Annotated in this window: 7 protein-coding genes; 4 read left to right on the top strand and 3 right to left on the bottom strand. The window is 64.7% G+C overall.

Going from position 1 to position 8,496, the window contains the following annotated elements; translation table 11 throughout:
• Nucleotides 1-18: 18 nt before the first annotated feature.
• Together RMN84_RS11405 and RMN84_RS11410 are read left to right on the top strand one after the other, a co-directional pair.
• Entirely contained in the window at nt 19-798 is a 780-nt protein-coding gene (locus RMN84_RS11405) for an acetone carboxylase subunit gamma (RefSeq protein ID WP_309612287.1), read from the top strand.
• A complete protein-coding gene (locus RMN84_RS11410; RefSeq protein ID WP_309612288.1) occupies nt 795-2,270 on the top strand; it encodes an aldehyde dehydrogenase family protein in 1,476 nt (491 codons plus the stop codon). The genes RMN84_RS11405 and RMN84_RS11410 overlap by 4 nt, the downstream gene beginning before the upstream one ends.
• 52 nt (nt 2,271-2,322) lie before the next feature.
• On the opposite strand, the gene RMN84_RS11415 is transcribed toward RMN84_RS11410, so the two are convergent.
• The 3 genes from RMN84_RS11415 to RMN84_RS11425 are packed head-to-tail and all read right to left on the bottom strand — an operon-like array spanning nt 2,323 to nt 5,861.
• Nucleotides 2,323-3,372 carry a zinc-binding dehydrogenase gene (locus RMN84_RS11415; RefSeq protein ID WP_309612289.1) on the bottom strand — a complete coding sequence of 350 codons (1,050 nt, stop codon included), beginning with the start codon at nt 3,370-3,372 and terminating at the stop codon, nt 2,323-2,325.
• A gap of 30 nt (nt 3,373-3,402) precedes the next feature.
• Nucleotides 3,403-4,221 (bottom strand): enoyl-CoA hydratase-related protein, encoded by an 819-nt coding sequence (locus tag RMN84_RS11420; RefSeq protein WP_309612290.1) that lies wholly within the window; start codon nt 4,219-4,221, stop codon nt 3,403-3,405.
• Nucleotides 4,218-5,861 carry an AMP-binding protein gene (locus tag RMN84_RS11425; RefSeq protein WP_309612291.1) on the bottom strand — a complete coding sequence of 548 codons (1,644 nt, stop codon included), beginning with the start codon at nt 5,859-5,861 and terminating at the stop codon, nt 4,218-4,220. Before RMN84_RS11425 ends, RMN84_RS11420 begins: the two co-directional genes overlap by 4 nt.
• 102 nt (nt 5,862-5,963) lie before the next feature.
• Here RMN84_RS11425 and RMN84_RS11430 point away from each other — a divergent pair, with 102 nt between their 5' ends.
• Both RMN84_RS11430 and RMN84_RS11435 read left to right on the top strand, forming a co-directional pair.
• Nucleotides 5,964-7,202 (top strand): CoA transferase, encoded by a 1,239-nt coding sequence (locus RMN84_RS11430; RefSeq protein WP_309612292.1) that lies wholly within the window; start codon nt 5,964-5,966, stop codon nt 7,200-7,202.
• The coding region (locus RMN84_RS11435; protein ID WP_309612293.1) for a CoA transferase at nt 7,199-8,496 on the top strand (1,298 nt) is incomplete at its 3' end. The genes RMN84_RS11430 and RMN84_RS11435, both read left to right, overlap by 4 nt.

Here is an 8,496-nt window from a genome sequence, read left to right on the forward strand (position 1 = left end):
CCCTACCGGTCAAAATCGATGACCGTCGTCACCAACTCCGGCGGCCAGTGCATTTCGGCGCAGAACTGCGGTGGCCTGTTCGGCGGCCTCCCGGCACCGGCCAGCCATTATCTGGTCAGCTATGGTACCGATTTGATGGAAAAAGCGCGCAACCGTATTGTGCCGGCCAGCATCTATGACCTGACCGCCGAACGGACCGTGCCATTGCGCGCGAAATCGAACGGCGCGCCCCTCGACGCAGGCGACGTGATGGAAATCCGGACCGGCGGCGGCGGCGGTTATGGCGATCCGCTCGAGCGCGAGCCGGCCCGCGTCGCCCGCGATGTCGAGCTTGGCTACACTTCGCTGGATGCTGCGACGTCGATTTACGGGGTGGCGCTGTTGTCCGACGGCACCCTCGACGGGATTGCAACCGAAGCGCTGCGAAACAAACTGCGTGGCGAGCGGGCTTCGTGGCGCGCCTCGGGCGTCAATGACGACTCGCGCCGGGCTCCGGCTACCGGCGAACCGTCGCGGCGTATCCACGCATACGTTGCTGCAGTCGATCAGGATGGCGAACGCGTGCTGGCGTGCGACAAGTGCGGGCATCGTTATTGCGGCTATAGCGGCGACTACAAGGCGGCAGCGCTGATGGACGAAACTTCGGCGACAATCATCCCTTCGAACGTCGATCCCGCTCATTTTGTTGATGAACCTATCGTCCTACGCCGCTTCTGCTGTCCTTCTTGCTACGTGCAGGTCGGTGCCGAAGTTACCAAGGCGAACGAACCGGTTAAAGCTGAAATGGTCTTCGCATGACTGATACCATCCATCCCTTCCTCGACGGCAAACCGAAGCAGATGTTGATCGGCGGCCAGTGGGTCGCGGCGCAGTCGGGACGCACATTCGACACCGTGAACCCCGCCACCGGGAAGGTCATCGCACAGCTGGCCGAGGGGGCCGAGGAAGATGTCGATCGCGCGGTCGCTGCCGCACGTACCGCGTTCGAAGGCCCGTGGAGCCGGTTCAAGCCCTTCGATCGACAGGCATTGATGCTGGCGATCGCCGACACGGTCGAGCGCAGATTCGACGATCTGTGCGTGCTGGAAACGCTCGACATGGGCGCGCCGATCGCACGTACGCGGACCTACAAGCGCTGGATTGTCCAGGCGCTACGCTTTTACGGAGGCCAGGCGGTGGCGCTGGCGGGCGAAACGCCGCACAATTCATTCCCTGGCGATCTGTTCAGCTATACGCTGCGCGCCCCGATCGGGGTCGTCGGCGGCATCATTCCGTGGAACGGGCCGCTGATCTCGCAACTGTGGAGTATCTGCCCGACGCTCGCGACCGGCTGCACGTTGGTGCTCAAGCCAGCCGAGGACGCCTCGCTCGGCGTGCTGCGGTTTGCCGAGATCATGCAGGAAGCTGGCTTGCCTGACGGCGTCGTCAACGTCGTGACGGGCATGGGATCGACGGTCGGGGCGCGCCTTGCGGCCCATCCTGGGGTCGACAAGATTGCCTTCACCGGCTCGACCGCGACCGGTCGCAAGATCATTGAAGCTTCGGCAGGCAACATGAAGCGGGTTGCCGTCGAGCTGGGCGGAAAGTCGCCCGACATCATCTTCGCCGATGCTGACTTGGCACGGGCGGGGCCCGGCGCGGGCATGGGCTGTTTCAACAACAGTGGCCAGATCTGCTACGCTGGCACGCGCGTCTTCGTGCAGCGACCGATTTACGACGAATTCGTCGAGGGCCTCGCCGCCTTCAGCAAGACGATCAAGGTAGGCGACGGGATGGACCCCGAGACTCAGCTTGGCCCGCTCGTTTCCGGTCGGCAGATGGCCACCGTATCAGGCTATTTCGATCTTGCCCGTGCGGAAGGAGCGCAGGTCGTCGCCGGCGGCGAACGACTTGGCGGCGATCTGGCTGACGGCTATTTCGTGCCGCCGACGGTCCTGTCGGGCATGACGAACGACATGCGAACCGCGCGTGAGGAGATTTTCGGGCCGGTCGCCTCGGTTATTCCATTCGACACCGAAGATGAAGCAATCCGCCTAGCCAATGACACGCAATATGGGCTGGGCGGCGCGGTCTGGACTCGTGATGTGGGCACCGCGCATCGCGTGGCACGCGACATTCGCACCGGGACGATGTGGGTCAATTGCTATGGCACGACAGAGGTGACTGTACAGTCCGAAGGGTTCCGAATGAGCGGATACGGCGTCAAGGGCGGCCGTCGCCACGTCGAAGAATATCTTTACAACAAGACGGTCTGGCTAAACCTCGCCTGACGAAATGCGATCGGTACGGGCGGCAGCGACAACTGCTGCCCATCCGGTCGTGTCAATTGACGAACACGCCCTTGCCGCCCGCCTGCTTGTCGAACGCCTTATACGCTGCTTCTGCCTGGTCGAGCGTCCAGCGGTCGGTAAACAGTTTGTCGACCTCCAGCCCGTGATCCGCAATGAAGCGCACGCAGTCAGCCTGCGCGGCGCTGCTGAGTGTCCAAGAACCGACCAGCGTTAGCTGTTTGCGGATGATCTCGGGGCTCACGTTCAGCGTGACCTCGCCGCCCTCGCCAACAAAACAAACCATGCCCCAGGCCGACGCACAGCGCACCGCCGCCGATCGGCCCGCCGCCGCGCCCGACGTGTCGAGCGCCTTTCCAGCGCCCTTGCCGCCGGTCAATGCCATGATCGCTTCGACCGGATCATCGACGCTTGCATCGATGATGTGCGCGGCACCGAAATCCTTGGCCGCCTCCACGCGATCGGCGCTGACGTCGACGGCGATCACCCGTGCCCCCATCGCTGCGGCGAGCTGCGTTGCCGATAGCCCGACCGGTCCCTGGCCGAAGATTGCCACCGTGTCCCGTGCGGACACGTTCAGGCGCAACAGCGCGCCGTACGCGGTGCCGGTTCCGCACGAAATCGCTGCTCCGGTGGTGAAAGAGATTTCGTCGGGCAGGGCGATGACTGTCTCGACCGCCGCCCGCATATAGGGCGCGTGGCCGCCATGCCCGGTTACGCCGTAAACGACGGCAGTGCGATCGCACATCTGCGTCCAGCCCGTCCGGCATTGCGGACAGGTCCAGCAGCCCTGATAATGGTGCAGCGTGACGCGGTCGCCGACGCGGACGATGCGTGGATCGACATCGTTGCCAACCGCAGCCACCACGCCGCATGGCTCGTGGCCGGCGATTACTGGCTGGCCACTGTCCTTCAGCCCCAGCGCCTTGAACGCCGCGCCTGCGGGCGGGCGATACAGCTTCAGGTCGCTGCCGCACATTCCTGAAGCTTTGATCTCGAGGACCACGTCCCGCGGTCCAGGGGTGGGATCAGGAAACTCGATAAGGTCCAGGGTACTGTCGCCGGTGAACACAACCGCTCGCATTTTTTGCTTCCTCTCGTTTGGACTCGTGGCTCAGCGTCCGGCGAAGACGGGCGGGCGCTTCTGCATGAAGGCTCGCGGGCCTTCCTTTGCATCCTCGGTCGCCGCGTTGTCCTTGGTGCATTGCGCCTCGATCGCGAACGCCTCCTCAAACGGTAACCCGTTCGAGCGCACCATCGCTTCTTTTGTCTTCGCCAAGGCGATCGGCGCCCCCAAGCTGATCCGGCGGGCAAGTTCTTCTGCAACGCTCATTACCTGATCCGGCGGCACGACGCGATTGACGAGTCCCATCGCCAGCGCCTGCTCTGCGGTCACCGGTTCGCCGACCAGTGCCAGTTCCATTGCCATCGCCCATGGCACCTGGCGCGCCAGCCTGACGAGCGATCCGCCACCCGCGATCAGCCCACGTCGGACTTCAGTCACACCAATGGTCGCTTCGTTCGACATGACGCGGATATCCGTGCCGAGAACCATCTCGGCGCCTCCTGCCAAGGCATAGCCATTAATCGCTGCGACGACGGGTTTGAAGAACGTGGCGCCGCGCAAGATCGCCCCGTACAGCTGCTTGCGGTCCCGCGAGAACCGCTCCTCCCATTCGCCGACCGGCGGACGCGTCCGCATCATCAGCGGGATCGTAGTGCCCAGGTCGCCGCCGGAAGAAAATGCCTGATTGCCCGAACCGGTCAGGAGCGCCACGCGAATTTCGCGATCATCGGCAACGTCGCGCCACACGTCGCACAGGCGAACCAACATCTCCGGCGAGAAGGCGTTGCGCTTGTCCGGCCGGTTGAGCGTCACATAGGCGATGCCGCCGCGCTTCTCGTACAGGACATGCGGCTCGGTAGCGGTCATGCCGTCTTCTCCGTTTCGCGCTCGGCCAGCCAGGCGATGACGCGCGCGGTGACGCCCGGGCGATCGGCCTTGCCGTTCGGCCCACGGCTCAGCGAGTCTACCGACATCACCGCCCGGGGAACCTTATGTCCGGCCAGCCGACCGCGCAAATGATCGAGCAGCGCCTGCTCATCGGGGACTGCGCCGTCGGCCCACTCCACCGCAGCAGTCACCATCTGGCCGAAGCGCGCATGCGGAACGCCGACAACCAGCGCGTCCGCGATTCTATCATGTGATTTGATCGCGTCCTCGACTTCCTCGGGAAAGACCTTCTCGCCGCCCGTATTAATACAGGTCGAACCCCGGCCGAGGAGCGTGATAGCACCGTCATCATCGATCGTAGCGAGGTCGCCGGGGACCGCGTAGCGCACCCCGTCGATCACGGGAAAGGTCGCCGCCGTCTTTTCAGGATCCTTGTAATAGCCGAGGGGAATATAGCCCCGGACTGCCACCCGGCCTACCTCGACGCCGCCCTTTGCGAGCGGCCGTCCGGCCTCGTCGATGACGCAGGCGTTCTTACCCAATTGGAAGCGCGATCCACTTGCCGCCCGTTTTGACGAGGTAAGTGCCCGGCCCATTCCGCTCGCCTCGCTGGCGTTGAGGAAATCGATCAACAAGGTCTCTGGGGCATGTGCCAGCAAACGCTCCTTGACACTGGCACTCCACGCCATGCCCGAAGAAGACACCACCCTGAGTCGCTGGACGTTCCACCGCCCAGGTTCGCTATCCAGCGCGTCAACGATCGGGCGGCAGAAGGCGTCGCCGACGATGCAGAGATCGGTCACGCCCTCTTGAACGATCACGTCGAGCAACGCCGCCACATCGAATGACATTCCGGGCAGCGTGACAACCGTGCCGCCCCGGTTGAGGATCGTCGCGGCGAACACGAAGCCAGTGCCGTGCATCAGGGGTGCGGCGGGCAGGCCGACCGGCGGCGCAACGCCGTGGAGTCGCTTGCGGACGTGATCGAGGTCGGCAATTTCGGGATCGCCGGTCGTGTTGGAGGCCAGAAACAGGTCGTGCTGGCGCCACATCACTCCGCGTGGGAGGCCGGTCGTGCCACCAGTGTAAATGAGAACCTGGTCGTCGCCATTGCGACCCTGGGCCGCAACGGTCCGCCCAACCGACGATTCCGCCGCTTTATGGTAGGGAATGGCCCAGCTAGGGCATGAAGCCTCGCCGTCGTCAACGAATAGCCAAACCTGCACCGAGGGGCAGCGCGCGCGCACCGCATCGGTCTGCGCAGTAAAAGCGCCATGGAAGACCACCGCGGCGGCATCGGCGTTGGTCCACAGCTGGACCAGTTCATCACCGGTGTAGCGATAATTGGTGTTTACCGGAACCAGACTTGCTTTCAGAGCCGCGAACACACTCTCCAGATAGGCCGGTGCATTATGGAGGTAGAGCGCCACCTTGTCTTGCGGCTGCAGCCCACCGTCGAGCAACGCCGCCGCAATCCCGTCCGCGCGTCGGTCGAAGTCGCGCCAGGTAATTCGCTCGTCGCCGTGGACGAGCGCAGCCCGGTTGGGAATTTCAGCGGCGATTGTTTCCCAGACGTCTGCGAACGTCCACTCAGACGGTCGCGATGTCGTCGGATTCAAAATTTCGGTCGATTGCCCTTGCAATGCCCCGCCTCCCGTTACCCTTGACCACATTATTCTATGGTCCTACATTAGGATCTTCAAAGAATCTAGAGGGCGACAATGAGAAATCCAAGCGCTTCTAACTCCGCGCTTGGCAGCGCAGCGTTCGCCCCCCTTGCCGGTGTCCGAATTGTCGATTTTTCCACCAACATGGCAGGTCCTTATGCCACCATGATCCTTGCGCAGCTTGGCGCCGATGTCGTGAAGGTCGAAGCGCCAGCCGGCGACGACGCCCGCGCGTGGCCGCCGGACGTTGACGGGGCCAGCGTCGTCCATCGCCACATGAACGCCGGTAAGCGCGGCGTCGTGCTCGACTTGGGGACCAGTGCGGGTCGCGAGGCCGCGCTGGGGCTTGCGGCGCGCTCCGATGTCTTGCTGCAGACCATGCGACCGGGAGTCGCGGATCGAATCGGCATTGGCGAAAACGCAGTCCGTTCAGTGAACCCCGACATCCTCTATTACTCGCTCAGCGCGTTCGGAGCGGGTCCGGTCGGTCGCGATCTACCAGGCTATGACCCGCTGGTTCAGGCGTTTTCGGGAATCATGCGGATGAACGGCCATGACGGGGCACCGCCGGTGCGCTGCGCGCCGTCGGTGATCGACTTGGGAACTGGCCAGTGGATCGCGATGGGTGTGCTGGCGGCCATGCTAGCGAAGCAGCGCGGCCAGCCCATTCGCGCGCTGGATACCGCGCTCGTCGATACGGCCTTCAGCCTCGTCGCCTATCAGGCCACGACGGCACGAATGACCGGTCAGCGGCCCAAGCGCGCGGGCTCGGGAAACCCGATTGCAGCTCCGTATGAGGTCTATCCCGCCCGCGATGGCGATCTGATGATTGCAGCACCGAACCAACGGCTGTGGGAGCGAGTAACCCAGGTGCTTGGGGTATCCGAGTTACTTTCGGACCCTCGCTTCCTGACAGTCGCCGATCGCAGCCATAACAATAGCGAGCTGACGGCCGTGATTACCGCTGCGCTCGCGGGCGAAGACGTGGCCGTTTGGGTCGAACGGTTGCAGGCCGCGGGAGTGCCGGTCACGCCGGTTGCCGGGCTTGAGGAGGCAGTTCTCGCCGACGCTACCGTCGAGCGGAGGATCTTTGCCGAGTTGGACGGCGTACCGCATGTTCGGCTGCCCTGGATCGCCGACGGGAAGCCCGTGCCCTGGGCCCGGTCGGCACCCCGCTTGGGCGAACACACCATCGAGGTGCTCCGCGAAAGCGGCCTCGACCAAGCCGTGATCGACGCCATGTTGAGCAACGGCGCCGCGGCCGCGGATCCCGCACGGGAGGCCACGCGATGAGTGGCGCGAGCGGAACGCCGCTGCGCGTGGTTGAAATCAGCAGCGGCATCGCCGGCGCCTATTGCGGATGGCTGTTGCAACAGATGGGTGCCGAGGTGGTCCGCATCGGCACCTTGCCAACCGCAACCGACGGTTCCGATCAGATCGCGCTGGCGCTGGCCTATTATGCGGCCGACAAGCAGGCGACATCGCCTGAGGGTACAGCCGACGCGGTCGCCAGTGCTGACTTGCTAATCACCGATGATGCCGCAAGCTTCAAGGCACTGATCGGTCGCACGATAGCCGAAGTAGCAGCCGGCCAGCCGGATACGGTCTTCGGTGTTACCTCCGTCTTCGGACTGACCGGCCCGCTGGCCGGTGTGCCCGCGGCGGCGATCGATGCACAGGCCGAAGCGGGAGTTGCCTGGGCGCTCGGGGAGCCGGGTCGGCCGCCGCTCGCCATCCCGCCCGGCGTGCTGGAATGCCAGGCTGGCGCGCATCTCGCCGCCGCTTGCCTGATGGCGCGGCTGTCGGGACCCGCGCCCGATGGCGGACGGATCGTCGACATCGCGCTAACCGACGTGCTGGCGCATTATGTTGGGGTCAATTGCCGCTTCTATATCCATCACGGAATGAGTTGGCGACGCGCGGGGCGACGGGCGGCCGATTCGGGGGGTGCCTATCCCTTCGTCATCCTACCCTGCGCCGACGGCGCTGTATGCTTGTCGGGCCGAACTCGCGCCGAGTGGCAGCGCTTCGTTGAGGCGATGGGATCGCCGACGTGGTCGCAAGAGCCGCGCTACCAGAAGCTGCGCGCGATGGGACAGCAATATCCGGAGGAAGTCGATGCGTTGATTGCGCCCTGGCTGGCCGAGCGCACCAAGGCCGAGATCGAAGAGATCGCCGATCGCTACCGCCTGACCATCGCGCCGCTGCGCAACCTAGCCGACGTGCTCGCGACCCCGCAGCTGGCCGAGCGCGGTTTCCTGCGTCCGTGGACTGTTGACGGTCGCCAACTGGTCGGCCCCGGCTTGCCGTTTCGGGTGGCAGAAGCGCGCGGCGTCGCGCAGGCGTCGAACGTGGCGGGCACCCTGCTGGCACATGCCGGCGGCGCGCAACACGCGACCGGGACCGGCCCGCTTACTGGTCTGCGCGTCCTCGACCTGGGCTGGGTCTGGTCCGCGCCTCAGGTCGGCAGTATCCTGGCCCAACTAGGGGCGGAAGTCATTAAGGTCGAGCACCGCGCGCGGCCCGACAATTCGCGACTGTCCGGCGTTATCATTCGCGACGGCCAGCGGATCGAGGGCCAGACCGC

This window comes from Sphingomonas sp., assembly GCF_031380695.1.
Lineage (GTDB): Bacteria > Pseudomonadota > Alphaproteobacteria > Sphingomonadales > Sphingomonadaceae > Sphingomicrobium.